Here is a 26,510-nt window from a genome sequence, read left to right as displayed (position 1 = left end):
TGAGGGATGTAACGGCTGACGGCGGCCAGTGCAACTTTATAGGTTCGCGTATTCTGATCGCAAAACCGGTGCCCACTTTTGCGTTGCGCTAATACAAACCGCCCGTTCCCGGCCGGAAGATGGCGCGGTCCGCATCGGGCGAGACGCTGAGCGAACGCCCTTCGGCATCGGCGACGCCGATGACTGAGTAGTTGTCCGGCGGCGCGGTGCCGGGCTTGAAGGCCTCGAGGATGGTGCGGCCACCGTCACCTGGACCGGCGCGCATACCGGACTTGGCATCGACGCGGATCAGCTTGATACCCGCCGGAACGCGGAACGGCACTGCGGGTTTGTCCACCAGCGCCAGCTTCATGAAGTCCCGGACGACCGGTGCCGCCAGATGGCCGCCGGTGCCGCCCTTGCCGAGGTTTCGCGGCTTGTCGAAACCGATGTAGACGCCGACCACCAGATCCGGCGAGAAACCGATGAACCAGGCGTCTTTCTCGTCGTTGGTGGTGCCGGTTTTACCGGCGATCGGCTTGCCCACTTCGCGCAACACTGTTGCGGTACCGCTTTGCACCACGCCTTCCATCATCGACGTGATCTGATACGCCGTCATGGAATCCAGAACCTGCTCGCGGCGATCGACAAGCGTCGGCTCCGGCTGGTTCTTCCATCCGTCGCCGGCGTCACAACCGCGGCACTCGCGCTGATCATGTTTGAAAATAGTGTGGCCGTAGCGATCCTGAATACGGTCGATCAGCGTCGGCTTCACGCGCTTGCCGCCATTGGCGAACATCGAATAGGCCGTGACCATGCGCATCACGGTGGTTTCGCCGGCGCCGAGTGCATACGAAAGATAGTTCGGCAGATCGTCATAGACGCCGAAGCGCTTGGCGTATTCGCCGATCAGCGGCATGCCGACGTCCTGCGCGAGGCGGACGGTGACCGTGTTCAGCGAACGGATGAGCGCGTTTCGCAGCGTGGTCGGACCGTAATATTTACCGGTTGAGTAGTTTTCCGGACGCCAAACGCCCGCGCCCTGCCCCTGGTCGATTTCAATCGGTGCGTCAACGACGACGGTTGATGGCGTGTAACCGTTATCCATCGCGGTCGAATAGACGATCGGCTTGAACGACGAGCCGGGCTGCCTATAAGCCTGCGTCGCGCGGTTGAACTGGCTCTGGTCGAAGGAGAAGCCGCCGACCATCGCCACAACGCGGCCGGTCCACGGATCCATCGCAACCATTGCGCCAGAGACTTCCGGAACCTGCCGCAGCCGGTATTGCCCATCGACCTTGCTGCCGTCCTTGTTGAGCAGCGGATCGACATAGATCACGTCACCCGGCGCAAGCACCTGTGTCACAGCGGTCGGAGTCTTGAAGCGCGTCGGACCGGACGCAGCCTTCGCCCATCGTACTCCATCGAGCGAGATCAGACCGGTATCGCGCGTCTTGAGGACCGCGCCGCCAAGCTCGCGGCCCGGCTGAAAACCGATCCGCGCCGACTGATCGCTGGTCTCCAGAACCACCGCCATGCGCCACGGGGAAATATCCGAAAGCGACTTCACTTCAGCGAGTTTCACGCCCCAGTCGCCGGTGATGTCGATCTTGTTCTGCGCGCCGCGCCAGCCCTGCGCCTCGTCAAAATTGACGAGGCCGGCCACCATCGACTTGCGGGCCATTACTTGAAGTTTGGGGTCGAGTGTGGTGCGGACCGAAAGGCCACCTTCGTAGAGTTTCTTCTCACCATACCGCTCGAAGATATCGCGGCGAACTTCTTCGGCGAAATATTCGCCGGCGAAAATGTGCGCCGCATTGGTGCGGCTCGTGACGATCATCGGCTCTTTACGCGCGGCAACGGCATCCGCGGGCTTGATCCAGCCGTTCTCCAGCAACCGATCGATCACGTAGTTGCGGCGCTCGATAGCGCGATCACGGTTGCGAACCGGATGCAGCGCCGCAGGCGCCTTCGGCAATGCCGCCAGATAGGATGCTTCAGCAATGGTGAGTTCGTTCACCGACTTGTCGAAATAAACCAGCGAAGCCGCCGCAATGCCGTATGCGCCGAGGCCGAGATAGATTTCGTTGAGATACAGCTCGAGGATCTTGTCCTTGGTGTAGGTGCGCTCAATGCGCATCGCCAGCAGAGCTTCCTTGATCTTGCGGTTGAAGGACACTTCGTTTGTCAGAAGGAAGTTCTTTGCGACCTGCTGGGTGATGGTGGATGCGCCCTGCGGACGACGATTGGAACCGTAGTTCTGCGCGTACAGAACGGCGGCGCGCGCCATGCCCGTAAAGTCGATGCCGCCGTGTTCATAGAAGTTCTTGTCTTCCGCCGCGAGGAACGCGTTGATGACGGGCTTCGGGATCGCCTGGATTGGAAGATAGAGCCGGCGTTCCTTCGAGTATTCTCCGAGCAGTGCGCCGTCCGCCGCATGGACCCGGGTCATCACGGGCGGTTCGTAGTCCTGCAATTGCGAATAGTCCGGCAAATCTTTCGAAAAATGCCAGATCAGGCCTGCCACGGCGGCAACGCCGACGAGGAACACGATCGTTCCTGCCGCAAACAAAAAGCCCATAAACCGCAACAGCAAGCGCATCGTCAGTATCCGTCCTAAGCGTCTGGGGCGATCCGAGGCGCACACCGGGTACCCAAACCAAACTATACCATTCGCTACTGGCGAATGGATCGATTCTGATCCGGTCCCAAGCCGAATTTCTATAGGGCCGCGGCTGTGGCCAAACTAGGGCTTTGGCGGCAATTACCCTGCGAATTCAAGCGTAGAGGATCAGTTGGAGGGGCTGGCGGAAACCACGCGCTTGCCGAGGAAGGCGTCCACCGCCTGCGCGACCGACCCGACTGTACGCGACCGCCAGCTTTCCGAGACAAGATGCTGGAGGTCGTCCTTGTTGGACACATAGCCCAGTTCGACGAGGACCGAAGGAACGTCATGGGCTTTGAGAACCTTGAAGCCTGCCGATTTCAGCGGATGCTTGTGCATCCGCGCCACGGTCTTCATTTCGGTGGCGAGCATTTTTGCGAAACGGCTTGAAAACGTTCGCGTCTCCCGCTGCGTCAGATCGATCAGGATATCCGCGACCTCTGCCGGTTCCTCAGTCAGGTTGATGCCGGCAATGGCATCGGCCTTGTTCTCGGCCTCGGCGAGCTTTTCGGCTTCGGCGTCGGAAGCCTTCTCTGAAAGCGTATAGATCGTGGCGCCTTGTGCGTCCCCTTCGCGCTTTGGCAGTGCGTCGGCGTGAATGGAGACGAACAGCGCCGCCATATTGGTGCGCGCGATCTTCACTCGATCTCCGAGCGGGACGAAAGTGTCATCGTCACGTGTCATCACCACGCGAAACTTGCCGCTCTTCTCTATTCTGTCCCGCAGCGCCTTGGCGAAATCCAGCACCAGCGACTTTTCGCTCTCGCCCGTGGCGGCCTGGGTCCCGTTGTCCACGCCACCATGACCCGGGTCGATCACGACAACCGGACGCGGATCGACGGTTTTTCCGGTTTTGGCGCTGCCCGTCGTCTCCATAGCCGTTCCGCTTACGTCGGCAACGATAGCTGGCCGCAATTGCGGTGGCTCGTCCCCGGGATGCGATGGCCTGAAGGCCGAGCGTTCAACCGCGGCCAGTTCAACAACGAGCCGGGCCGGCTGCCCGTTCGCAGCCTCCATCACATAGGACTTTTCGATCTTCGCCGGACCGCTCAGATCGAAAACAACCCGTGAACCGCCCGGCATGACAAGCCCGTAGCGGAAGGCGCGGATCAATCCCCGCCCAGCCGTTCCCGAACCGGCGGGAAGATTGAAGGTCACTTGGGGAATATCCACGACCACGCGATAAGGATCGCCGAGCACGAACGCGCGGGCGTCAATCTTGCGATCGAGATCGAGAATAAAACGCGTCTGCCTATCGTCGCCCGCGACCCGCACGTCGGAGGCGACTGGAAAGGCCGCCGCAACCGCGAGCTGTGGTCGCTGGGATTCGACCGCGACCGCCGCAGCCGGCACCATGCAGACAAATGCCGCACTGCACACCGATGCAATCGCCAGCAATACGTAATGATTCAAGCGGCTCGTCAACGAATCCGATGCCTCCCGACAGCCCTCATAACGCAATAGAACCGCACAGTTAACAGCCGCTTACTGCCCCCCGAACGATTACCCCGTTGTGTTGCAGCGCTGTGACGCTTCCCTTGCCAGAGAGACACATCCGACGTATGTAGGAGGGGCTGACGGTTTAAACTTGCGGTTGTGTCGCGTTCAGCTTCCCGGTGCAGCGCCAGATCCTCAAATTACTTCCTTGAGGTTCTAGTGTACCTTCCGACCCTCCACAGCCAGCGCATCGCGCGGCTGAAGCGGAGCGGCGGTAACCAGCCCGAGCGGCTACCTCATAACCGGCGAACGTAGTCGCGAGGCTGCGGACCATCGAGAGCCAGCGCGCGCTGTTGCGCCGCGTTGGCACTGCCAGCAACCAACCGCTGGCACGTCAGCGGCAGGATACGGCAGCAACTTTGCCGCCACATTGAATTAGACGGGCCGACGCTTGATGCGCCAGACTCCAAAGCCGAACGGGATCAGTATCGAAATCCCGTCAATGCCAACATCGATACGACGCGCATCTCCGCGTCGCGTTCCGCTGGCGTTGCGATCGGCACGGTGCTTCGGGCGGCGTTTCGGCCTTCCCCTCACCCCCGAATCAGGTGGACCGTTACGTGCCCCGGCCAAGCGCGCTGCGCTGGCCGTCGAGCGTCCCGTTCGCCGTCATGAGTTCCAAAATGCCCAACAAAATGCTGATCGATGCCACCCATCCGGAAGAGACCCGGGTGGTTGTGGTGCGCGGAAATCGCGTCGAGGAATTTGATTTCGAGTCTGCGCAGCGCAAGCAACTGCGCGGGAACATCTATCTCGCCAAGGTCACGCGCGTCGAGCCGTCGCTGCAGGCCGCCTTCATCGAGTATGGCGGCAATCGGCATGGCTTTCTCGCCTTCAGCGAAATCCATCCCGACTATTATCAAATCCCGGTTGCCGATCGCCAAGCGCTGATCGAGGCCGACGAGCGCGCGCATCGCGAGGCCGAGGAAGAATCAGAAAACCGTTCCAGCCGCCGCCGGTCCCGCCATCGCAATTCTCGGCGACGCAGCAGCGGCGAGCGGGTGCAGAGCGAGATCATCGAGGGCACCGGCCCGGAGACGGAGGCTGGTGCACCGGAAGCGGATACTGCGCAGGTGGGCGATCACACGCCGGACCATCCCCACGACGACGCGCATGTCGACTACGAACATCATGCCGATGCGCCCGAGCACGAAGAAGCTCATGAGGTCGCGGCGGTGGCTCCGCGTGGCGACGACCACCAGCAAGAACATCACGCCGACGATGCGGAACACGTCGTAGCAGCATCCCCAGAACAATCCGCAGCAGAAGCCGCTCCGCCGCAGTCGTCCGACGACCACGCGAATGACGGCGAACATAACCATCACGACGATAACGAATCTCGCGACAGCATCGCCGCTCACGGCGACGAGCATCAGGAAGAGCGTCACGCCGACGATGCGGATGACGACGGCGAGGACGATGAAGACGGCGACGACGCCGAAGAAGATGTCGTCGAGTCAGTTGGTGGCGACGATGTGCTGGAAGAAGTGCCGGAACGCGCCTTCCGCCCACGCCGTCAGTACAAGATTCAAGAAGTTATCAAGCGCCGCCAGGTGATGCTGGTTCAGGTTGTGAAAGAGGAGCGCGGCAACAAAGGTGCGGCGCTGACGACGTACCTCTCGCTCGCCGGCCGCTATGCGGTGCTGATGCCCAACACGGCGCGCGGCGGCGGCATCAGCCGCAAGATCACCTCGGCGCAGGATCGCAACCGTCTCAAGGACGTGGTGCAGGATCTCGATGTGCCGGAAGGCATGGGGATCATCCTGCGCACGGCGGGCGCCTCGCGCACCAAGCCGGAAATCAAGCGCGATTTCGAGTATCTGATCCGGATGTGGGAAACCGTCCGTGACACCACGCTGAAGTCGCAGGCCCCTACTCTCGTTTACGAGGAAGGCTCGCTGATCAAGCGCTCGCTGCGCGACCTCTACAACAAGGAAATCGACGAAGTCCTGGTCGCCGGCGAGGCCGGTTACAACGAGGCGCGCGACTTCATGAAGATGCTGATGCCGACCAATGTGCGGGCGGTGAAGCAGTACCGGGACGGCCAGCCGCTGTTCTCGCGCATGGGCGTCGAGAGCCAGCTCGACGCGATGTTCTCGCCGACGGTGACGTTGCGATCCGGCGGTTACATCGTCATCAACCAGACCGAAGCGCTGGTTTCGATCGACGTCAACTCGGGCCGGTCCACGCGCGAACATCACATCGAGGACACCGCGCTCAAGACCAATCTTGAAGCAGCCGAGGAAGTCGCACGGCAGCTCCGTCTGCGCGATCTCGCGGGTTTGATCGTCATCGACTTCATCGACATGGACGAGAAGCGCAACAACCGCGCCGTCGAACGCAAGATGAGCGATTGCCTGCGGCAGGATCGCGCGCGCATCCAGGTCGGCCGGATCTCGCATTTCGGCCTGCTCGAAATGTCGCGCCAGCGCATCCGTGCCAGCGTGCTGGAAAGCTCCACCGAGCCCTGCCCGCATTGCGGCGGCTCCGGACATGTCCGCTCGGTTTCATCCGTCGCCCTGCAACTGCTGCGCGGCCTGGAAGAAACCCTGATGAAGGGGCCGACCCACAATCTCACCGTGCGCACGCGGACCGATGTCGCGCTCTATGTGCTGAACCACAAGCGTGGCCATCTGCGCGATCTTGAAAACAGCTTTAAGGTCACGCTCGCCGTGATCGCCGATCCGACCATCAGCGGTCAACAGTCCTTCGTCATCGATCGTGGCGAAGCCGTGCATACGCTGGAAGCTGCCAAGGCAATCCTAGCGGCACAGGTCGCAGCCTTCCCTGCTGCCGTGGAAGACACCTACGAGTACGTGGAAGACGAAACATTCGAAGCCGAGGCGGAGTTCGAAGGCGACGACGAGGAAGCGGCCGAGACGACACCTGCGGAAGGTGCCCCCGTCGCTGAAGGCGAGGAAGGTCCGCGCCGCAAACGCCGCCGCCGGCGGCGTGGGCGTGGCGGAGAAGCCCGCGAAGGCGCGCAGGCTTCCGATCGGGGCGACGCGTCGGGGATTGCGCCGCTGGATGACGCCGTCGGCGAAGCCAGTGACAGCGATGAAGGCGACGACGAGTCCGAGGAACAAAACGGCGAAGTTCGCGCTGAACAGGAGCCGAATGGCGAACGCCGTCCGCGCCGCCGTGGCCGCCGTGGGGGACGTCGCCGGCGTGGGGGCAACGAACCTGGCGGGGCCGAAGGCGACCAGCCTCGTGAAGGAATCGTCTCGTCGATTGCTGACGACCTGGGACCTTTGCCGGAATCCGAGGTGAGTGAAGCAGCCGCCGATCTGTCGTATCCGTCCGAGCCGGCTCGCGAGGAGCGCCCGATGGTGCCTTCTCCGCAACCGGTCTCACATCCCGTCTCCACATCCGAAGATGGGCCTGCGGAAGCTCCGCGGAAACGGTCCACCGTTCGCGAGAAGGTGAGCTTCTTCTTTGGCGACAGTTCAAAGCAGGAATCCGCCCCGGCTCCGGTTCAGACACCGGCGTCGAGCGAGCCTGCCGCTTCGCCAGAGCCTGAAGCCGCTCCCGAGCCGGCGCCGCGCCGGGCTGGCTGGTGGTCGCGCCGCGGCGAGTAACTGAGCAATACAGGCAAAACAAAACGCCCGCTGCGAAGCGGGCGTTTTTCGTCGTGGGTGGTTATATCGGCAACAATCAACCGGTCCCGAGCCAGCGCGCGATGCGCGCAACCGCCTCGGTGATTTCCTGTGTCGAGCGCGAATACGAAAAACGCACGAATGATTTCCCGTGGAACGGATCGAAATCGATCCCCGGTGTCGCCGCCACATGCGCCTGCTGCAGCATCGTCTTGGCGAATTCGAAACTGTCGGGGTTGAATTTCGAGACGTCGGCGTAGAGATAAAACGCGCCATCGACCGGCAGAAACTCGGTCAGCCCGACTTTCGGCAACCCTTCCATCAGGATCCGGCGGTTTTCCTCGTAGCCGTGCTTAATGACGTCCATCTCCGCACGCCCATCGAATGCCGCTTCAGCCGCGATCTGGGAGAGCGTCGGCACAGAAATCGAGAGATTCTGCTGCAGCGTTTCGACCGAACGCATCAGCCCTTCGGGCACGACAATCCAGCCAACGCGCCAGCCCGTCATGCAGAAGTATTTCGAGAACGAATTGATGATGATCGCCTCCGGCGAAAGCTCCGCTGCGGTCACCGCTGGAAACGCGTAGTCGAGGCCGTGATAGATCTCGTCGGAAACGAACCGGATGCCGGCACTGTCGGCGGCGGCCATCAGATCCGCCATCGCCTCGCGCGTCATCATGGTGCCGGTCGGATTGGCCGGGCTTGCAACCAGCACGCCTTTCAGGGGCGTCCTGCGATGCGCCTCCAGCAGCATCTCGCCGGTGAGGGCATGCCGCGCCTCGCTGGTGGTTTCGATCAGGACCGGCTCGCATCCGAGAGCGTGCAGGATATGACGATATGGCGGATAGCCTGGCGACGCGATCGCAACCCGGTCGCCAGGTTCAAATGCAGACAGGAAGGCCAGCACAAAAGCTCCGGACGAGCCGGTGGTAATCACGATGCGCGCGGGATCAACCTCCTGCGCATAGGTCTCGCGATAATGGCGCGCGATTCGCCGGCGCAATGATGGAATGCCGACCGCGGCCGTGTAATCGATTTTTCCGATGTCGAGCGCCGCGCGAGCCGCAGCGATGGCGGTCTTGGGCGCTGGCGCCGCCGGCTGGCCAACCTCCATGTGAATCACGTTTCCCCCCGCGGCCTCGATTCTGGCGGCCGCGGCCATCACGTCCATCACCATGAATGGCGGTACATTGCCGCGGGTGGAAGGCTTCCAAAGGCCTCTTGCCTTGTCTGTGAGCGTCACAACCAGTGTCCCGAATCCGAAGTTCGCCTCATATTGCAGCCCTCTCCATACCGAACTTCGGATTCAAAAGGACACTGGAAAATTGCAATTCTCGTGTGGTTTGGGTTCGCAAATCCGAAAATGTGCGTGCTGTAGAAGTCATACGGACTTGCGCCCCCCACACGAGCATGAAATCTGCTATCTCCCGGAGGGGCGGCACGCCAGCCAAGCGTGCAATACCGCGCCGTTGTCCTGCCGCATTCGGCGTCTTGTTAGATATTGATTTAGCACCCTACATGTCGCCGCTCCATTGCCAAATTTGCAAACCGCTCGATGCCGCTGACCAAGTCATGACAAATGCCCTCCTGCCCGCGCCGGCCGAATTATCGCAGCGTATCGGCGCATCGCGAATTCGTGCGCCAGCCCTGCGGTTTGGCCGGTCGTTGGGACGGCGCGCGACAGCCGTGGTGACCGCGGCAGCGATGCTGGCGGCATCATGGCCGGTGCATGCACAACAGGGCGGCCCGCCGCTGCTGCGCGACGCTGAAACCGAGCAGCTCCTGCGTGACTACACTCGTCCGATCCTGCGCGCGGCCGGTCTGGAAAAACAGAACATCCAGGTCGTCATCATCAACGACCCGACGTTCAACGCGTTCGTCGCCGACGGCCGCCGCATTTTCGTGAACTACGGCGCTTTGCGCGAGTCCGACACGCCCAATCAGATCATCGGCGTGCTGGCCCATGAAACAGGCCACCTTGCGGGCGGCCATCTCTCAAAATTGCGCGAGCAGGTTGCACGTGCGCAGACCCAGATGATCATCGCCATGCTGCTCGGTCTGGGAGCTGCGGTTGCGGGCGGGCGAGCCGGCGCCGGAAATGCTGGCGCGGCAGCAGTCGCGGCTCCACAAGCCGCCATCATGCGCACGATGCTCTCCTACCAGAGACAGCAGGAAGAAAACGCCGACAAGGCGGCCGTGAAGTTTCTCAACGCCACGGGGCAGTCCGCCAAGGGAATGTACGAGACCTTCAAGCGGTTTTCGGAGCAATCGCTCTACGCATCAGCCGGTGCTGATCCTTACAACCAGTCCCATCCGATGCCCGCCGAACGCGTGAGGGCCTTACAGGAACTGGCGCAATCGAGTCCCTATTGGGACAAGAAGGACGATGCAGCCTTGCAGCTTCGCCACGACATGATGCGTGCCAAGGTATCGGGCTTCATGGAGCGTGCGGACACCGTCTACCGCCGCTATCCGGCATCGAACGACAGCCTGCCCGCGCGCTACGCCCGCGCCATCGCCGCTTATCGCCACGGCGACCTGCGCAACGCACTGGCCCTGATCGACGCCTTGATCCGCGTCCAGCCCAGCAACCCTTATTTTTACGAGCTGAGGGGACAGGCGCTGCTGGAGGGCGGCAAACCAAATGAGGCCATCGCCCCGCTCCGCAAAGCCGTACAGTTATCAGGCAACGTGCCGCTCATCGAGATGTTACTTGGCCAGGCCTTGGTGGCATCGGAGAATAAGGGCTACGCAGAGGAGGCGATCAAGATTCTACGCGCCGCATTGTCCCGGGAACCGGAAGCCGCGCTTGGATACTCCCAGCTCGCAATGGCTTATGGTCGCAAGGGCGATTACGCGGAAGCCGATCTCGCCTCTGCGCAGGCGGCCTTTTTACGCGGCGACCAGAAGACGGCGCGGGATCTCGCCTCGCGCGCCAAGACGCGGTTCGCCATCGGCACCCCCGGTTGGGTCAAGGCCGACGACATCGTCAACACGAAGCCGATAAAGAATTGAACTCCGGCCCCTGCCCGGTCCAACACAGTCCCGAAGGAAATCTCATGCGCTCGCTTCGCTTTCTTGCTCCCTACGCCTTCGCGCTCGTGATTGGCCTGCCCGTGGTTTCGCATGCGCAGACGTTCACTGACAGCCAGCGCAGCGAAATTCAGAAGATCATCAAGGACTATCTGGTCGCGAACCCCGAAGTGCTTGAGGAAATGTCGGCCGAGCTCACCAAGCGCCAGACGGCGGTGGAAGTTGAAAAGCATCGCGCCGCGGTCAAGCGAAATGCAGAGGTGATCTTCAATTCGCCGCGCGGCGTCGTGGTCGGCAATCGCAGCGGCGACGTCAATTTCGTCGAGTTCTTCGACTACAATTGCGGCTATTGCAAACGTGCGATGAACGACATGCTGGAGCTGATGAAGGCAGATCCCAAGCTGCGCGTCGTGCTGAAGGAATTCCCGGTGTTAGGACCGGGCTCTGTGGAGGCGGCACAGGTCGCAGTTGCGGTTCGCATGCAGGACCCCACCGGCAAGAAGTATCTCGACTTCCACCAGAAGCTGCTGAACAGCCGCGGACAGGCCGACAAGGCTCGCGCGATGGCGGCCGCCAAGGATGCCGGCCTCGACATGGCCCGGCTCGAAAAGGATATCGTCAGCCCCGAGGTCAGCGCCACGCTCAACGAGAACTTCAAGCTCGCCGAAGACATGGGCCTCAACGGCACGCCGAGCTACGTGATCGGCAGCGACGTGGTGGTCGGCGCATTGGGCGTCGAGGGGCTTTCGAAGAAAATCTCCGAGGCCCGCTGCGGCAAGGCGGCGTGCTGATCCGAAGAAACACTGACCATGTGCCCGGTGGGACGGCCCGGGTGCGCCCGCCATTAACATTCCTTAAGATTGGTTAACCAACGATTTCCGCGCGTTCCATCGGCCTTTTTAGGTGATTTCTGAACCATTTGACCGGGGATGGAGCGGCCGTTCAGGCTTCCCTACCGGCCCCATGTTGCCTATAAACCGCCCGAAGCTGCGCGCTCCGCATCATTTCGCCGACATTGCTGGATTTGGTTTTCGGATGGCAAAGACGATCTACGTGCTCAACGGGCCGAACCTCAATTTGCTCGGCACCCGCGAGCCGGAAACCTATGGCCGTCACACGCTCGCCGACGTGGAAAAACTCTGCCACGACAGCGCCGCACGTTTTGGCCTGACCGCCGATTGCCGCCAGTCGAACCGCGAAGGCGAACTTATCGATTTCGTTCATGAGGCCGGCGCGAAGAAAGCCGCAGGCATCATCATCAACGCGGGCGGTTATTCGCATACCTCGATCGCGCTTCACGACGCGCTCATGGCAGTCAAAATCCCGACTGTGGAAGTTCACGTCTCCAATATCTTTGCGCGTGAGAGTTTCCGTCATCACTCCTTCGTCGCATCGGCCGCCGTGGCCACCTTGTGCGGCTTCGGTATCGACGGCTATCGCCTCGCAATCAGCGGCCTCGCCGCCAAGATCGGCGCCCAGGCCCAAACCTGATCGCCCGTTTATCAATTAAGAAAGTTTCGGATTTCACATGGCCTCTTCGCCGAAAGACACATCTACCCCAAAAGCAAAACCGGCCGATGAGCGCGAGCTCATTCGCGAACTGGCAATGTTGCTCGACGAAACCAATCTCACGGAAATCGAGATCGAACGTGCCGGATTGCGCCTGCGGGTCGCGCGCAACATCAGCATCGCAGCGGCGGCGCCGGTCGCCTACCAGCCCGCACCGGCAGCAGCTCCCGGGCAGGCGCCTGCCGCGGCGGCAGCCCCGGCACCTGCCGATGTCTCCAAGCACCCCGGCGCGGTCCCCTCTCCGATGGTCGGCACGGCATATCGCGCCTCCGAGCCCGGCGCGAAGCCGTTCGTCGATGTCGGCAGCAAGGTGAAAGTCGGCGATACGCTCATCATCATCGAAGCGATGAAGACGATGAACCAGATTCCGTCGACGCGCGCCGGCACGGTCACGCAAATCCTCGTCGAAGACGGCCAGCCCGTCGAATTCGGCGAGCCACTCGTCATCATTGAATAGAAACGCGCCGTTATCCTGAGGTGCGAGCTCAGCCCGAGCCTCGAAGGATCAGGCGCCGTCACCCTTCGAGGCTCGCAAGTGCTCGCTCCTCAGCATGACGGGACAAGGCAGGCACAATGTTCGACAAGATCCTGATTGCCAATCGCGGCGAGATTGCATTGCGCGTGCTGCGCGCGTGCAAGGAACTCGGTATCGCGACCGTCGCGGTTCATTCGACCGCCGATGCGAATGCGATGCATGTCCGCCTTGCCGACGAAAGCGTCTGCATCGGACCGCCGCCCGCGAAAGACAGCTATCTGAATGTGCCTGCGCTGCTCGCGGCCTGTGAAATCACCGGTGCCGACGCGGTTCATCCCGGCTACGGCTTCCTGTCCGAGAACGCGCGCTTCGCCGAAATTCTTGCCGACCACAACCTGCATTTCATCGGCCCGAAGGCCGAACATATCCGCCTGATGGGCGACAAGATCGAAGCCAAGAAAACCGCCAAGCGCCTCGGCATTCCCGTGGTACCGGGCTCGGATGGCGGCGTCGGCCCCGGTGACGATGCCATGGCCATCGCCAAGAAGATCGGCTTTCCTGTTCTGGTGAAGGCTGCAGCCGGCGGCGGCGGACGCGGCATGAAGGTTGCTCCCACCGAGGCCGACCTGATGCTGGCGCTCTCCACCGCAAGCAACGAAGCCAAGGCAGCCTTCGGCGACGGCTCGGTCTACCTCGAAAAATATCTCGGCAAGCCGCGTCACATCGAAATCCAGATTCTCGGCGACGGTCGTGGCGGCGCGATCCATCTCGGCGAGCGTGATTGTTCGCTTCAGCGCCGTCATCAAAAAGTTTGGGAAGAAGGTCCCTCACCGATCCTGAACGCAGCGGCACGGGCGAAGATCGGCGAGACCTGCGCCAAGGCCATGCGCGAGATGCAGTATCTCGGCGTTGGCACCATCGAATTCCTCTACGAGGACGGCGAGTTCTATTTCATCGAAATGAACACGCGCATCCAGGTCGAGCATCCCGTGACGGAGATGATCACGGGCATCGACCTTGTGATCGAACAGATTCGCGTTGCCGCAGGCGGCGACCTGCCCTGCACGCAGGACCAGATCGTTATCAACGGTCACTCGATCGAGTGCCGCGTCAACGCGGAAAACCCGGTCTCCTTCCGGCCTTCGCCCGGCAAGATCATGCAGTACCATCCGCCCGGCGGACTTGGCGTGCGGATCGATTCAGCCGTGTATCAGGGCTACGTTATCCCCCCCTACTACGACTCGCTGGTCGGCAAGCTCATCGTCCACGGCAAGACCCGCGGTGAGTGCCTGATGCGGCTGCGGCGCGCGCTGGATGAAATGGTCGTCGACGGCGTGGAAACCACGCTGCCGCTGTTCCGGGCTCTGGTTCGGGAGCCCAGCATCATCGACGGCGACTACCACATTCACTGGCTTGAGCATTACCTCACCGCCGGCGACACCAAGGGCTCCTGAACGCTTTCACCTCTCAGCAAAAGTGTAAAACACGACGGCCATCATTCCTCGTTCCATCGATGGAACCAAGTTCGTATTTGCGCGTTCTCCCGGCTGTAAGCTATTGCTGCTGCATGGGCATGAATTTGAGTTTCCAGACATTTCCCTGGTCCGTTAAGCGGAAAGTAACGACGTGACGCGCGAAGCGGCCCGTCGGCGCCTGATCTGGCAAATTGCCCTTCTGTCCGCGGGCTTTCTGGTGCTGGTCGTAATCAGCGTGGCATCGATCTATCTGGTCAATCGCTCGAAAGAGGATTCGTCGTGGGTCGTGCACACTGTCGAAGTCGAGAACCAGATATCGACGGTGTTGCTGGATATCCGCCGAGCGGAAAGTGCTGCACGCGGCTATCTGCTGACGTCGCAACCCAAATTTCTGTCCGAGCACGAAGCCGCGGTCGCGCGCATTCCCGCTGGCATGGCCAAGCTGGGCCAACAGACAAGCGATAGCCCGGTCCAAGTCGAAAACGTCAAACAGTTGCGTGCGGCCGTCGATTCACGGTTGGCGGAATTTTCAAAAGCCATCGACTACGTGAAGCAAAACGATATTCCGGGTGGCGTGGCGATGCTGCGCGACGAGAGCGGCATCTCGGCTCGACGCATAGGCGAGTTCGCCACCGCGATGCGCGCGGAGGAAGGCAGGCTGTTCCAGAGGCGAACTCAGGCCGCCGATCGCAGTCAGACACTTGCCGCCATCGTCGCAACGACGGGTTCGGGTCTCGTGCTTTTCCTTGCGGTGCTCTCGATATTTCTGATTCGACGATCGGGTCAGGCGCGCGATCATGCCGAGCATCAACTGCGGGAAAACAACATCAACCTTGAGTCCATTGTCGAAACACGAACTGCCGATTTGCGAGAAGCGAACGAGGAGATCCAGCGCTTCGCCTATATCGTGAGCCATGATCTGCGCTCGCCGCTCGTCAACATCATGGGCTTCACCAGCGAACTCGAAGAGCTGCGCAACGACATCTTCAGCCGTATTGCCCGCTACAGCCGTGCCGCGGCGACGGCTCCGGTCGTTCCGGAGCCCATTGGCGACACAGATCCCGCCAATGCGCCTGAGCTTCAAGCAGAAGACAAGCAACTTTCGCAGGATTTCTCCGAAGCACTCGGCTTCATCAAATCCTCAATAGGCAAGATGGACCGCCTGATCTCGGCGATTCTTAATCTGACCCGCGAAGGCCGCCGCGAATTTCACCCGGTACCGGTCGACACGCGCGAGCTGGTCGAAACAATCATCTCGTCAGTTGCTCACCAGGCCTCCGAAGCGAACGCGCAAATTCGCGTCGAGCCTCTGCCTGGCCTCGTCAGCGACCGTCTTGCACTGGAACAGATTTTCTCCAACCTGATTGATAATGCTCTCAAGTATCTCAGGCCGGGCGTGCCGGGCGATATCCTGATCAAAGGCCGCAACAAGCTCGGATTTGTCATCATCGAGGTGTCCGACAACGGCCGGGGCATCGATCCCAAGGACCACAAACGGATCTTCGATCTGTTCCGCCGGGCCGGTCTTCAGGATCGTCAAGGCCAGGGAATTGGCTTGGCTCACGTCCGCGCGCTGGTGCGCCGGATGGGCGGCACCATCAATGTTTCATCAGAACTCAACGAGGGCAGCACATTTACAGTGGCCTTGCCCGCACAATGGAATCTCGGAACACAAGGAAAAGAGGAATGAGTCTGCCGGTCAAAATCATCATGATCGAGGATGACGAGGGTCACGCCCGTCTGATCGAACGCAATATCCGCCGCTCCGGCGTCAACAATGAGATCATTCCGTTCACGAACGGTACAGATGCGGTGAAGTATCTGTTCGGCACCGATGGCTCTGCGGTCGAACATAAAGACCAGGCGCTGCTGATCCTGCTCGACCTCAATCTACCTGACATGACCGGGATCGATATCCTGAAACGGATCAAGGACAACAGCCACATCAAGTGCGCGCCGGTCGTCGTCCTCACGACCACTGACGACGAACAGGAGATCAAGCGCTGCTATGAACTCGGCTGTAACGTCTACATCACCAAGCCCGTAAATTATGAGAGTTTTGCCAACGCCATTCGGCAACTCGGCTTGTTCTTTTCAGTCATCAAGGTGCCGCCCGTAAACACATGAAGCCATCAGCACCACTCATCCTGTATGTCGACGACGATGCCCATCTTGCGCGGCTGGTTGAGCGTGGGCTCAAGCGGCAAGGCTTTGCTGTCGAGCATGCCGGCGATGGCGCGAGCGGACTGGCGCGGATCAGGCAAGGCGGCGTCGATGTGGTTGCGCTTGATCAGCACATGCCCGGCCTCGATGGTCTGGAGACCCTTGCCGAAATACTGAAGATTCCCGGTGCGCCGCCGGTCGTTTTCGTGACGGCCTCGCAGGACAGCAAAATCGCGATCACCGCCCTCAAGGCCGGTGCGTCCGATTATCTGGTGAAGGACGTGCAGGGCGAATTCATTGCCCTGCTCGATGTCGCTGCGAGAGGCGCACTGGAACAGGCTCTCGTCCGCAAGGCGCGCGATGACGCGGAGGCCGAAGTTCATGCCTCACGCGACCGCTATGCCGCACTCGCAGCCGAACGCGAGGTGCTGTTGCGCGAAGTCAACCATCGCGTCGGCAACAGCTTGCAGATCATCGCCTCGCTGTTGCACCTTCAGGCCAATTCCAGCGGCGATGCCGACGTCAAAGCCGCGTTGACCAACGCGATGGGCCGCGTCGCTGCGGTCGCGCAGGTGCATCGCCGCCTTTACACATCGCAAGACCTGAAAACCGTGATGCTGAACCAGTATCTGGAAGCCCTGCTCGAGGATTTGCGGCGGTCTGCCCAGGGCAACAAGATGTCACGGCTCACGTTGAAAGCGGAGCCGGTGGAGATTGATCCGGATCGCGCGGTCGCGATCGGTATCATTGTCAACGAACTGGTGATGAACGCCGTCAAATACGCCTACCCGGACGGGGCCGGTCCGATTCATGTTGAATTGCGATCGTGCGCCGATGGACTCGTTCTGACAATTTCCGATGACGGCGTCGGCTTGCAGGTCAAGGAGAACCCTCAATCCACTGGCATGGGCCAGCGTATCGTCAGCGCCATGGCGGCCAAGCTCGAAACCCATGCCGAGCGCGATCCGTCCCACTCCGGCACCCGCATCGTGCTGCGGCTGAAGGATATGGCCGCGTCGGCACAACAGTCCGCTGGCGCGGCTTGACAGTCGCGGAGACCGTTGCGACCTGCTAGGGTTGCGCATGAGCTCGCGCGACGCTGCATCTTCGGAAATTACGCCAAGCATTCTGCTCCGTGCCTATGCCTGCGGCATCTTCCCGATGTCGGAAAGCGCCGACGATCCGACGATCTTCTGGGTCGAACCCGAACAACGTGGCGTCATTCCGCTCGACCGCTTTCGCGTCACGTCCCGTCTTGCCCGCACCGTTCGGGCGGATACCTTCCGCGTTACCATCAATACAGCGTTCAAGCGCACCCTCGCCGGATGCGCCGCACCGCAGCCCGGTCGTGATGACACCTGGATCAATGGCCGCATTCGCGATCTCTACACGTCGCTCCATGATCTCGGTTACTGCCACAGCGTCGAGGCCTGGCTGGGCGACGAACTAGTCGGCGGACTTTACGGGGTCAGTCTCGGCCGTGCGTTCTTCGGCGAGAGCATGTTCCACACTGCACGCGACGCTTCAAAAGTGGCGCTGGTGCATCTCGTCGCTCGGCTCATCGCGGGTGGTTACGTGCTGCTTGACACCCAGTTCGTCACGGATCATTTGCGCACGTTTGGCGCCGTGGAGATTCCGCGGCGGCGCTATCGTGCGCTGCTCGATGAAGCCATCACCGGACATGGCGATTTCTTCGCGTTGCCTGCAGATCGCCCCGTCACGGGCGCAGAGGCGCTCGCACACCTGCGAGGCTAATCTCTGGCCGCGGACCCAGATCGCAAAAAGCTCGGTCGGCTATTGCCGGAACGGCGGGAACGGGTTCGGCGGAGGCGGTCGTGGCGCAGCCGGCTGCTTTGGCGGCAAGCGCTTCTGCTGCGTCGGTTGAGCTTGAGGCGCGGATGCCGCGGGCTTTGGCCCTTCCTGCTGGGCGACTGTCGCAGATGGCCCCTTACAGTCCGTCAGCCAGATATCGTAGATCGGATGCTCGACACCGTGCAGGCCCGGGCTCGCAGCAAACATCCAGCCGGAGAAAATCCGCTTCACCTCACCCTGCAAGGTGATTTCATCAACCTCAACGAAGGAATCGGTGTTGGCGGATTCTGTCGACGGGCGCGTGTAGCAGGCCTGAGGCTTCACCCGCAGCGCTCCGAACTGAACGGTCTCGCCCATGTCCGCTTCGAACTTGATGATACGGCCGGTGATCTTGTCGAGACCGGCAAAGACCGCCTGCTTGTTGACGATCTTCTGCGCCGGAGGCTCGGTCACCACCTCGTCACCAGGCTGCAAAGTCGCTGGAGCGGGCGGTGCACCACGCGGCTGCTTCTGCCCAGGCGGTAGACCCGGCAACGGATTGGCACCGGGCGGCATAGTGGCAGCATTCGGCGTTCCCTGTCCCGGCACGGCCAGCTGACCGGGCGGCGGCGGCAACGGCTGGGTCTGAACAGCACCGGGCGGCGGAACGCCTTGCCCCGGCAAAGGCCGGTTGGGTGTCGGCAACAGACGACCCTGCTGCGGAAGATCTGGCACCTCCTCCTCATCGGGGTCCTGCACTGGTTCGCCACGCGGCGCGACGTTGACCGGCGGGCGAGGCCTGTCGGAAAAGATGTTGCCGATCTGCGCATGGACGGGAGCCGCCAGCGACGTCAGCGAGGCGGCAATCAGGGCCGCGAAGGAAAATGTGGCGACGGTTCGGAGCATATTGCGCGACTTTATTGGAGCACGATGCCGAAAAGGGCGAAGCGGTTTTCGGAAAACATCTGGCTCCACACCTGTCGAAACGATGTCGAAACGATCACGTCACGATCTAGAATTGATCCGGCCCAATCGACGATACAACCGAATCGAACCCGCGCCATTCTACAGACAAAGGGCCGCGCGCAGAGCCATCGGTTAACACGCCGATTACGGCGGCGAAAGGGCGAGCAATTCGGGCCGCCTTGTTACGCCAAAGACCACTCTCAGGCGTCAATGTTCGGGATTCACTGCCCCGGCGTCCAGGGCTGATAGTCGCCCGTCGCCTTAGGCCGGCGGCCCGCAGCCAGCGTCGAGCCTGATGGCCGATAGGCGCCTGGCGTGCCGGTCAGGTTGGGCCGGTGCGGCTTTTCCCACTCACGCTGCTTGTAGTCGATCTCGGTGGGCGGTGTGTCCACAGTGTGGTGGATCCAGCCGTGCCAAGCCGGAGGGATACGGGTTGCTTCGGCATATCCATTGTAGATTACCCAGCGGCGCTCGAAGCCGAGCGTCGGATCGATCTGGCCGCCCTTGGTGCGGTAATACTGGTTACCGCCCTCGTCCGTTCCGACCAGTTCCCCAAAGCGCCGAGTCCAAAGCTGCGTGCCGAACGTCGAACCGCTCCACCACGTGAAAAAACGTAGGAAAAACAGCTTCATGGCGGGCACCCGAGACTGACGCGCACAGCGGCGCAAGACGTGTTTGATGCCATCAGGCGGCCCAATTGTCCAGCGTCCCCAGCGGCTTGATGCGATGCATGAACATATCTTGCGCCCGCGCGTTGACATGATCCCCGTACAGCCCCGGATTCCGCCGCGATGCTCGACGTCATCAAATACAGCTACGCCGAAATCATCGATACGCTTTGGCTGCTGCCAAACTGGCTGGTCGCTTCAGTGCTCGTGATCGGCGGCGTGGTCGTCGCGCTGATCGCCAATGCCGTCATCGTCCACGCGATCCGCAACATTCTCGGTGTCAGGCATCCAAAGATCCGGGCCCTGCTGACCAACAGCAAGGGTCCGCTCAAGCTCGCCCTGATCGTGTTGGCGCTGTCCCTTGTGGTCCGGATCGCCCCCATCGGCGAACGAGCGTCCACCATCTTCGGCAACATCCTCAATGTCGCATTCATCGCCCTGCTCGGATGGACCGCGATCACCGCCGTCCAGATCGGGTCGCAGGTCTATCTGCGACGTTTCAAGCTCGATGCCGAGGACAACCTGCTGGCACGCAAGCACGTCACCCAGGTCGGTATCCTGAAGCGCGCAGCCGATGTTCTGATCGTCATAATGACGCTCGCGACGGCGATGATGAGTTTCGAGCAGGTCAGGCAATATGGCGTCAGCCTGTTCGCGTCCGCCGGCGTGGCAGGCCTCGCCATCGGTCTCGCCGCCCGTCCGCTGCTCTCCAATTTGATCGCTGGCGTGCAGATCGCGATGGCGCAGCCGATCCGTCTGGACGATGTGGTCTTCCTCGAAGGCGAATATGGCACTATCGAGGAAATCACGACAACGTATGTCGTGATCAAGCTGTGGGACTGGCGGCGCATGGTCGTACCGCTGAGTTATTTCATTGAGAAGCCATTCCAGAACTGGACGCGGGAAACGTCCGCGCTGATCGGCTCGGTCTTTCTCTATGTCGACTACACCGTGCCGGTCGAGAAGCTGCGCGGGAAACTGATGGAGGTCGCCCGCGCCTCGCCGCTCTGGGACGGCCGCGTGGTGGTGCTTCAGGTCAGCGACGCCACCAAGGATAACACCGTCGAACTGCGCGCATTGCTGAGCGCGCGCAGCGCGCCTGCCGCGTGGGATCTGCGCTGCGAGGTGCGGGAAAAGCTGATTGCCTATTTGCAGGAGGAATACCCCGGCGCGTTGCCGCGAACGCGACAGGAAGTTGTCTCGCGCGGCCCTCACGACAACATTGAGCTGTCGCCACACGCGCTGGTCACCGACTATCGAGCTTCATAAATCAGACAACATGATTTCGGCGCAATCCGTTCATGCTGCGTTGGGCTGGTGGGTGCGACGATCACGGTGAAGTTTTGGTAGGAACGGAACGTCTCGCTCTGCCGTCCGTTCTCCCACCAAATCACCCGGAGCTCGAGCGATGATCAATCTGAAAATTGTTGGCGCAGCAGCGCTTCTTGCAATCTCACCCGTCCTCTTGTCGGCGTCTGCGGATGCGAGGCCCGGCGGCGGCGGGCATGGCGGCGGAGGTTTTTCCCGCGGTGGCGGTGGCGGCGGCGGAGGCGCAGCATTCCGCGGCGGCGGAGGCGGCTTCCGCACCGGCAGCTTCGCAGCCCGCCCGAGTTTCGGCGGTGGATCACGTGTAGGAAGCTTCGCCGGACGCTCAGGTGTCATCGGCGCAGGCGCATTTGCAGGACGCCAGGCAATAGCTGCAAGACCCGCCATTTCAGGCCAGCGCTGGGCCGGCGGCCAGAGAAATCACTGGCATGGCCGGCATTGGCGCGGCCCAGGATACGGCTTCGCGGCGGGTCTTGCGCTCGGCGGTCTAGGCTCATCTTATTATTACAATGACCCGTACTACTATGACGACAGCTACGCCTACGCGCCGGATGCCTATGTCGGTGACGATCAGTATGCCGTCGCCCCTGCGGGGGATGATGCGGCGGCATATTGCGCGCAGCGCTACAAGTCATACGACCCGTCGTCCGGTACTTATCTGGCCTACGACGGCAATCGCTACGCCTGTCCATAACTGGTTGCGGCGCAGCTTAGTCCAGCCTTGCGGGTGCTGTTCCCTAAGGGGAACCGCCCCACAAGCGCCTGAATCCAGACGAACATTATTATCCTCTGAATGGAGCTGCGCATCCCGTGCGGCCCCCGATACAGAGTGATCGATGCGGGCTTGGAGTGAGGATAATGATCACCTTTAGGAATGGATGCGCAATCGCAGCAGTTGCGCTGGCGCTTCCGATGGCTGCGATGTCATCCGGCCATGCGGCCCCGCTGGCGCCGAGCCAATCTCTGGCGGCTGTGCATGCCGGCAACGCCAATTCGCTCGTGACAGAAGTTCAGTGGCGGCGGCGCGGATATTATCGCGGCGGTGGCGCGGCGGGGCTGGGCATTGGCCTTGCTGCTGGCGCACTGATTGGCGGTGCGATCGCCGCTGGGTCCAACCCCTATTACGGGCCTGGATATTATGGCGGCCCGGCTTACTATCCGGCCCCTGCTCCAGTCGTCGTGGCACCAAGCTACGGCTACGGCGGCGATGCGGAAGCCTACTGCATGCAGCGCTATCGGTCCTACGATCCTGCGTCAGGCACTTACCTGAATTACGACGGCAACCGGTATCCCTGCCCGTAAACCGGACGAGCACGAATTTGAAAAGGCGGCGCATGCAGATGCGCCGCTTTTTCATTGGACGATTTGAAAGACGCGCGTGCGCGAGCGCAAAGATCAGAATGCGACCTTCACGCCGCCCCTGCCCGTAATGGTCCGGCTGGAATCCGACATGGCCGTGAACTCGGTGGCAGCGAACACCGAGATGCCGGACACGTTGCGCCAGTCGAAACCGGCACCGGCATAGAAGCCGACAAGGCTCGCCTTGCCGGGTGTTGCAAAGGCAAGGCTCTGGCCGAGCAAGATGGTGTTGACAGTGCTGTCACCGGCGCGCTGCAAGGCAATCAACCCGGCGGTACCGCTGAGCTGCAATCGCTCGGCGGGCGTCGCATTCGTGGTGTGGGTCAGCCTGAACTCGCCGCGCTCCTCGAAATTGTGCGAGGTGCGCGACCCGACGCTAAGATTCGTGCTCGATCCGCTCTCATCATAGCCGCCGAAACCGGCAGCAAGATAACGCACGCGCGCAGACGGCGTCAGGGTCAGGTTGGCGCCGAGCGACTGGGTGAGGCCGTAGGCGATCTCAGGGCTGATGAACCACCCGTTGTACTTGCCCGCCGCATATTCGTAACCACCGGGCACGGCATTGTTGGCGATGGTGCGCCTGACATCGTTGCTGTTGTGACCGCCGAGCAATGAAAAATCCAGAAACCCGCGTCCCATCGCATAACGGCCGTAAACGCCACCGAAAACCATATCGCTTTTAGTGTCGCCGGAATTCAATTCGATGGTCGATTTCACATTGCCTGCGCCGATGAATCCGCCAAGGCGGAGTCCGGGCTGAACCGTCCTGTCGACACCAAGCACTCCGCCGTAGAAATTGTTCACCGAACGCAATGTCGGCGCGTCGGCACGCTGAATCCGCTGCCCGCCGAAGCCCTGCGCCCAGACGCTGGTGCCGTCCGCCGCAGTGAAGCTCGGGTTGCTCAGCAACACGCGATCGTTGCCGGCATACGCGAGCGCCGGAATAACCGAGAATGCGTCGTTGGCCATGTCGCGCGCGACGTTGCCGGATGGGGCAAAACCAATCGCCGATGACGTGCCGCCGCCGATGGGCGCCGGATTGGTGAGACGGCTCGTCACCAGCGACGTGATGGTGCGCGTTACATCGATCACGTTGCGGTCGGCCATCGCGAACGATGTCGGATCAAGGATAGCAACCGTGTTGCCGCTGACGACATACGGCGCGCCGCCGCTGACATTGACCGTTGCGCCGGTATCGATAAGGCCGCCAGTGGCGCACCCGCATCCGCCGAAGGTCAGGACCGAGGAGATGTCGTGGCCGCTCAGGATATTGATTTTCGTCCCAACGGCAGACGGATCGGAGACATCGCCGTTCAAGATGATCTCCCCCACGATGCGCGATCCCGGCAGGATGTTCAGCGTCGTGGGTGTCGCAGAACTGAGTTGGGTGAGATCGATTGCGACGCCCGTCGAGGAGCTTGAATCGATCAATCCTGCATTCGTCAGGGCTGCCATCCCGGCGTTACCCGCGATCACGTCCAACTCGCCTAAAATCCTGCCACCATTGTAGGCCGTTGCATGTCCGTCCGGCGTAACGGCGAGGACGTTTCCATCGATCGTGCCATAGTTCACGAATGCCGCATTCCCGACAGCATTTGCGGCCGTAACGACGTCTCCATGGACAACGCCGGAATTAATGGTTGATGCATCTCCGCCAAAACCGGAGATCGTGTTGATACCTCCCAATACCGTGCCGGAATTTACAGTCGTCGCACTGCCGGCGCCGCTAACGAGTCCTGTGGCGGTGATTATTCCGCCGTTCACGTTTCCGCTGTTAATCGTCGTTGCGTCGCCACCGAAGGCCGTCACTGTGGCAATTCCAGCCGGAATACTTGGATAGGCGTTGTTGAGATCGAGAACACGGCCCGAGTTGACCGTGAGGGCAGTTCCGCCATCCTGAGTTATCGTCGCAATGACGTCGACGACGCCCGCGTTATAAGTGGCAGCGTTGCCGCCCCCGAAACCTGCCGCACCATTGCTGGTTTGCGTGAAGAGATAACCGGTAATCGCGCTGGTGTTGCGTGAAGTGGCGTCTCCTCCACCGTCAGCCAAGGTTCCGACATCACCCTGCACAAGACCGGAATTGATAGTGACAGCCTGAGCACCCAAAATTGTCGAGGTCGTCGAAAGCGCGCCCGTTTCGACACCACTATTCGCGCAGGTTAAATCGGTAGGACTCGGACTGACGCCGTTGCAGACGAACTGCGCGCGCGCATCCGTCGACGCAATAACGTTGACAAACGCCGCGATCACGAAAAGGCACAGCAACGCGCGCATTGTCTGCGCGCGAGAACACCACGCAACACCTACCCGCAACCACGCCACGCACAGCCCCGATCATCGCAGACGTTAATCGCCCATCAATTCACTGTGGAACCTAGCAGGCAGGAGTTTCCGATGCTGTCGCTTTCGAGCCACAACTTTCAACAATGGGCTATTGGCAGGCATATTCTGCGCGGATTGAGACTACCGCTCAGGAGCGTGACGCCAGGACGACGCCTGCAATGGTGAATCCCAACGCCGCGATCTGGGCCAGCCCGAGAGGCTCGCCGAGCGCCGTCGCCGACGCCACCACCCCGATCACCGGCACCAGCAATGTGCCAATGGCCGCAACGGAGGCCGGAAGCCGTTCGAGCGCGGCGAACCAGCAGGCATAAGCAACACAAAACTGCACGACGATCGAATATGCGAATAACGACCAGCCGAGCGACGAGAGCGCCGTAAAGTGGGGCTGCTCCAAGAGAAGACCAGCCAGCGATACCGGAATGCAGCCGATCAGGATTTGCCACACTGCTGATGTCAAAGGCGGCAGCGTCAGCGGCCAGCGTTTGGCGAGCACCGTGCCGACCGCAAACAGGAAAGCACCTGCGAGTGCGAGAAGGATGCCGGGCATTTTGGCGCTGGTGGCGGACACCCCGCCGCCGCCCATCAGCGCGACCAGGCCGGCGATCGCCATCGCCATCGCCACCACGCGCAACAGCGAGATACGCTCGCCGAGAATCGGCCACGCCAGCACCGAGGCCCAGACCGGCATTGTATAAGCCATCACCGCCGCTTCGCTCGCCGGCAGAAATGTCAGCGCAAGACCCATCAGCGCCATCCACGCCGTCACGTTGAGCAGCGACAGCAACACCAGCCGCGGCCACAGCGCGCTCGGCACTTTCAGCGACTGCCGGAAGGCAACCGCCAGCAAAGCCAGCAACGCAGCGCCTATGATGCCGGAAAGACCGCGCAGAGACAGCGGCGGCAGTTCGCTCAGAAGGCGCTTCGTCACCGGCCAGTTCAAACCCCAGCCGACCGATGTCGCCACCAGCAGCACATAACCGATCATCCGCGAGCGGCGCAGCGCGGCGGCGCGTTCGGCTTGGGACGTTTCGATCAGGGCTTCGGGCGTGCGCGTATCCACAGGTTCGTCCTTCGACTCAAGGTCCACGGCCATGTGGATGACGGGGAGAAAGACCACGCGGACCGCGCATGATCCACCCGAAAACCGCAAAAAGCGCGCATAGCAAAGGCGCGATTTCGGAAGCTCGCGACAAACACTGGAGGAACTCACGATGAGGTGAGAATTCGGCTTCCGAATCCGCAAGGACTCACCGATACTTCCCGCAGTGCGAACCTTCCGGGCGATGGTCCATTCCGCTGGAAATCCGCATTTTCCACCATATTTAGTATTTGATTCAGCTTTCGACACTAATCCTTGACGTGCCGGTTGGAGTCGGCCTAGCTTCGGGACTGTTCGGCGCGGGGGTTTTCAGTCTCGCCGGGCACCTCCCGAATAGGGTCAAACAGACAGCTCCGTCAGGCCGGTCGAGGTCGCGGGCCGGGGATTTGTCTGCCCGTTTTCGGGGCCGGGATCGAAAAGGTGAAACCGCGGCAAACCGCGGCGCAAAAGGCAAGTTTGGGGCGTTCGGGCGCAACCGGTCGTGGGGACCGTCTCGTGCCCGC

General features: G+C 61.4%; 20 protein-coding genes. 13 read left to right on the top strand and 7 right to left on the bottom strand.

Annotated elements, in window-relative coordinates:
* Positions 1-88: 88 nt before the first annotated feature.
* Both LVY71_RS11835 and LVY71_RS11830 read right to left on the bottom strand, forming a co-directional pair.
* Positions 89-2,581, bottom strand: coding sequence for a penicillin-binding protein 1A (locus LVY71_RS11835; protein WP_235099950.1), 2,493 nt, complete (start codon positions 2,579-2,581; stop codon positions 89-91).
* Positions 2,582-2,770: 189 nt separating this feature from the next.
* Complete coding sequence (locus LVY71_RS11830) at positions 2,771-4,069, bottom strand: N-acetylmuramoyl-L-alanine amidase (RefSeq protein WP_502797561.1); 1,299 nt, start codon at positions 4,067-4,069, stop codon at positions 2,771-2,773.
* A gap of 695 nt (positions 4,070-4,764) precedes the next feature.
* Between LVY71_RS11830 and LVY71_RS11825 the strand changes: the two genes are divergently transcribed.
* Positions 4,765-7,719 (top strand): Rne/Rng family ribonuclease, encoded by a 2,955-nt coding sequence (locus tag LVY71_RS11825; protein ID WP_235099949.1) that lies wholly within the window; start codon positions 4,765-4,767, stop codon positions 7,717-7,719.
* Positions 7,720-7,795: 76 nt separating this feature from the next.
* Here the strand turns inward: LVY71_RS11825 and LVY71_RS11820 are convergent, their stop codons facing one another.
* A complete protein-coding gene (locus LVY71_RS11820) occupies positions 7,796-8,914 on the bottom strand; it encodes a pyridoxal phosphate-dependent aminotransferase (protein ID WP_235100096.1) in 1,119 nt (372 codons plus the stop codon).
* Between the two features lie 395 nt (positions 8,915-9,309).
* On the opposite strand from LVY71_RS11820, the gene LVY71_RS11815 reads away from it, so the two are divergent.
* The 9 genes from LVY71_RS11815 to aat all read left to right on the top strand — a co-directional run bounded on the left by LVY71_RS11815 (position 9,310) and on the right by aat (position 18,207).
* Positions 9,310-10,752: a M48 family metalloprotease gene (locus tag LVY71_RS11815; protein ID WP_502797575.1), complete on the top strand. Its 1,443-nt coding sequence runs from the start codon at positions 9,310-9,312 to the stop codon at positions 10,750-10,752.
* Positions 10,753-10,796: 44 nt separating this feature from the next.
* The gene (locus LVY71_RS11810) at positions 10,797-11,561 is read left to right on the top strand and encodes a DsbA family protein (RefSeq protein WP_235099948.1); all 765 of its coding nucleotides are present in this window, start codon (positions 10,797-10,799) and stop codon (positions 11,559-11,561) included.
* A gap of 244 nt (positions 11,562-11,805) precedes the next feature.
* Entirely contained in the window at positions 11,806-12,261 is a 456-nt protein-coding gene (gene aroQ, locus LVY71_RS11805; protein ID WP_235099947.1) for a type II 3-dehydroquinate dehydratase, read from the top strand.
* A 37-nt stretch (positions 12,262-12,298) separates the two neighbouring features.
* Positions 12,299-12,796, top strand: a complete 498-nt coding sequence (accB, locus tag LVY71_RS11800) for an acetyl-CoA carboxylase biotin carboxyl carrier protein (RefSeq protein ID WP_235099946.1) — start codon at positions 12,299-12,301, stop codon at positions 12,794-12,796.
* A gap of 116 nt (positions 12,797-12,912) precedes the next feature.
* Entirely contained in the window at positions 12,913-14,268 is a 1,356-nt protein-coding gene (accC, locus tag LVY71_RS11795) for an acetyl-CoA carboxylase biotin carboxylase subunit (protein ID WP_235099945.1), read from the top strand.
* A 172-nt stretch (positions 14,269-14,440) separates the two neighbouring features.
* Entirely contained in the window at positions 14,441-15,979 is a 1,539-nt protein-coding gene (locus tag LVY71_RS11790; RefSeq protein WP_235099944.1) for a sensor histidine kinase, read from the top strand.
* Positions 15,976-16,416: a response regulator gene (locus LVY71_RS11785; RefSeq protein ID WP_235099943.1), complete on the top strand. Its 441-nt coding sequence runs from the start codon at positions 15,976-15,978 to the stop codon at positions 16,414-16,416. Before LVY71_RS11790 ends, LVY71_RS11785 begins: the two co-directional genes overlap by 4 nt.
* The gene (locus LVY71_RS11780) at positions 16,413-17,498 is read left to right on the top strand and encodes a sensor histidine kinase (protein ID WP_235099942.1); all 1,086 of its coding nucleotides are present in this window, start codon (positions 16,413-16,415) and stop codon (positions 17,496-17,498) included. Before LVY71_RS11785 ends, LVY71_RS11780 begins: the two co-directional genes overlap by 4 nt.
* Before the next feature lie 37 nt (positions 17,499-17,535).
* On the top strand, positions 17,536-18,207 hold the full coding sequence (aat, locus tag LVY71_RS11775; protein ID WP_235099941.1) for a leucyl/phenylalanyl-tRNA--protein transferase: 672 nt from the start codon (positions 17,536-17,538) through the stop codon (positions 18,205-18,207).
* Between the two features lie 39 nt (positions 18,208-18,246).
* Here aat and LVY71_RS11770 read toward each other — a convergent pair whose 3' ends face one another.
* Positions 18,247-19,149 carry a DUF2155 domain-containing protein gene (locus LVY71_RS11770; protein WP_235099940.1) on the bottom strand — a complete coding sequence of 301 codons (903 nt, stop codon included), beginning with the start codon at positions 19,147-19,149 and terminating at the stop codon, positions 18,247-18,249.
* Positions 19,150-19,430: 281 nt separating this feature from the next.
* Positions 19,431-19,841: an NADH:ubiquinone oxidoreductase subunit NDUFA12 gene (locus LVY71_RS11765; protein ID WP_235099939.1), complete on the bottom strand. Its 411-nt coding sequence runs from the start codon at positions 19,839-19,841 to the stop codon at positions 19,431-19,433.
* Between the two features lie 159 nt (positions 19,842-20,000).
* Between LVY71_RS11765 and LVY71_RS11760 the strand changes: the two genes are divergently transcribed.
* The 3 genes from LVY71_RS11760 to LVY71_RS11750 all read left to right on the top strand — a co-directional run bounded on the left by LVY71_RS11760 (position 20,001) and on the right by LVY71_RS11750 (position 22,505).
* Positions 20,001-21,146, top strand: a complete 1,146-nt coding sequence (locus LVY71_RS11760) for a mechanosensitive ion channel family protein (RefSeq protein WP_235099938.1) — start codon at positions 20,001-20,003, stop codon at positions 21,144-21,146.
* Between the two features lie 139 nt (positions 21,147-21,285).
* The gene (locus LVY71_RS11755; RefSeq protein ID WP_235099937.1) at positions 21,286-21,897 is read left to right on the top strand and encodes a BA14K family protein; all 612 of its coding nucleotides are present in this window, start codon (positions 21,286-21,288) and stop codon (positions 21,895-21,897) included.
* A gap of 164 nt (positions 21,898-22,061) precedes the next feature.
* On the top strand, positions 22,062-22,505 hold the full coding sequence (locus LVY71_RS11750) for a BA14K family protein (RefSeq protein WP_235099936.1): 444 nt from the start codon (positions 22,062-22,064) through the stop codon (positions 22,503-22,505).
* Positions 22,506-22,598: 93 nt separating this feature from the next.
* On the opposite strand, the gene LVY71_RS11745 is transcribed toward LVY71_RS11750, so the two are convergent.
* Complete coding sequence (locus LVY71_RS11745) at positions 22,599-24,839, bottom strand: autotransporter family protein (RefSeq protein ID WP_235099935.1); 2,241 nt, start codon at positions 24,837-24,839, stop codon at positions 22,599-22,601.
* Between the two features lie 196 nt (positions 24,840-25,035).
* On the bottom strand, positions 25,036-26,001 hold the full coding sequence (locus tag LVY71_RS11740) for a DMT family transporter (protein ID WP_502797558.1): 966 nt from the start codon (positions 25,999-26,001) through the stop codon (positions 25,036-25,038).
* Positions 26,002-26,510 lie beyond the last annotated feature (509 nt).

The sequence above is a fragment of the Bradyrhizobium sp. G127 genome (assembly GCF_021502575.1).
Lineage (GTDB): Bacteria > Pseudomonadota > Alphaproteobacteria > Rhizobiales > Xanthobacteraceae > Afipia.
This window is presented reverse-complemented; position numbering and strand designations above follow the sequence as displayed.

What these genes read in the sequence shown, in the direction of transcription:
- LVY71_RS11835 (WP_235099950.1), bottom strand. Translation starts at nt 2,581, where the DNA reads ATGCGCTTGCTGTTGCGGTTTATGGGCTTTTTGTTTGCGGCAGGAACG.
- LVY71_RS11825 (WP_235099949.1), top strand. Translation starts at nt 4,765, where the DNA reads ATGCCCAACAAAATGCTGATCGATGCCACCCATCCGGAAGAGACCCGG.
- LVY71_RS11820 (WP_235100096.1), bottom strand. Translation starts at nt 8,914, where the DNA reads ATGGTGATGGACGTGATGGCCGCGGCCGCCAGAATCGAGGCCGCGGGG.
- LVY71_RS11815 (WP_502797575.1), top strand. Translation starts at nt 9,310, where the DNA reads ATGACAAATGCCCTCCTGCCCGCGCCGGCCGAATTATCGCAGCGTATC.
- LVY71_RS11810 (WP_235099948.1), top strand. Translation starts at nt 10,797, where the DNA reads ATGCGCTCGCTTCGCTTTCTTGCTCCCTACGCCTTCGCGCTCGTGATT.
- aroQ (WP_235099947.1), top strand. Translation starts at nt 11,806, where the DNA reads ATGGCAAAGACGATCTACGTGCTCAACGGGCCGAACCTCAATTTGCTC.
- accB (WP_235099946.1), top strand. Translation starts at nt 12,299, where the DNA reads ATGGCCTCTTCGCCGAAAGACACATCTACCCCAAAAGCAAAACCGGCC.
- accC (WP_235099945.1), top strand. Translation starts at nt 12,913, where the DNA reads ATGTTCGACAAGATCCTGATTGCCAATCGCGGCGAGATTGCATTGCGC.
- LVY71_RS11785 (WP_235099943.1), top strand. Translation starts at nt 15,976, where the DNA reads ATGAGTCTGCCGGTCAAAATCATCATGATCGAGGATGACGAGGGTCAC.
- LVY71_RS11780 (WP_235099942.1), top strand. Translation starts at nt 16,413, where the DNA reads ATGAAGCCATCAGCACCACTCATCCTGTATGTCGACGACGATGCCCAT.
- aat (WP_235099941.1), top strand. Translation starts at nt 17,536, where the DNA reads ATGAGCTCGCGCGACGCTGCATCTTCGGAAATTACGCCAAGCATTCTG.
- LVY71_RS11770 (WP_235099940.1), bottom strand. Translation starts at nt 19,149, where the DNA reads ATGCTCCGAACCGTCGCCACATTTTCCTTCGCGGCCCTGATTGCCGCC.
- LVY71_RS11765 (WP_235099939.1), bottom strand. Translation starts at nt 19,841, where the DNA reads ATGAAGCTGTTTTTCCTACGTTTTTTCACGTGGTGGAGCGGTTCGACG.
- LVY71_RS11760 (WP_235099938.1), top strand. Translation starts at nt 20,001, where the DNA reads ATGCTCGACGTCATCAAATACAGCTACGCCGAAATCATCGATACGCTT.
- LVY71_RS11755 (WP_235099937.1), top strand. Translation starts at nt 21,286, where the DNA reads ATGATCAATCTGAAAATTGTTGGCGCAGCAGCGCTTCTTGCAATCTCA.
- LVY71_RS11750 (WP_235099936.1), top strand. Translation starts at nt 22,062, where the DNA reads ATGATCACCTTTAGGAATGGATGCGCAATCGCAGCAGTTGCGCTGGCG.
- LVY71_RS11745 (WP_235099935.1), bottom strand. Translation starts at nt 24,839, where the DNA reads ATGCGCGCGTTGCTGTGCCTTTTCGTGATCGCGGCGTTTGTCAACGTT.
- LVY71_RS11740 (WP_502797558.1), bottom strand. Translation starts at nt 26,001, where the DNA reads ATGGCCGTGGACCTTGAGTCGAAGGACGAACCTGTGGATACGCGCACG.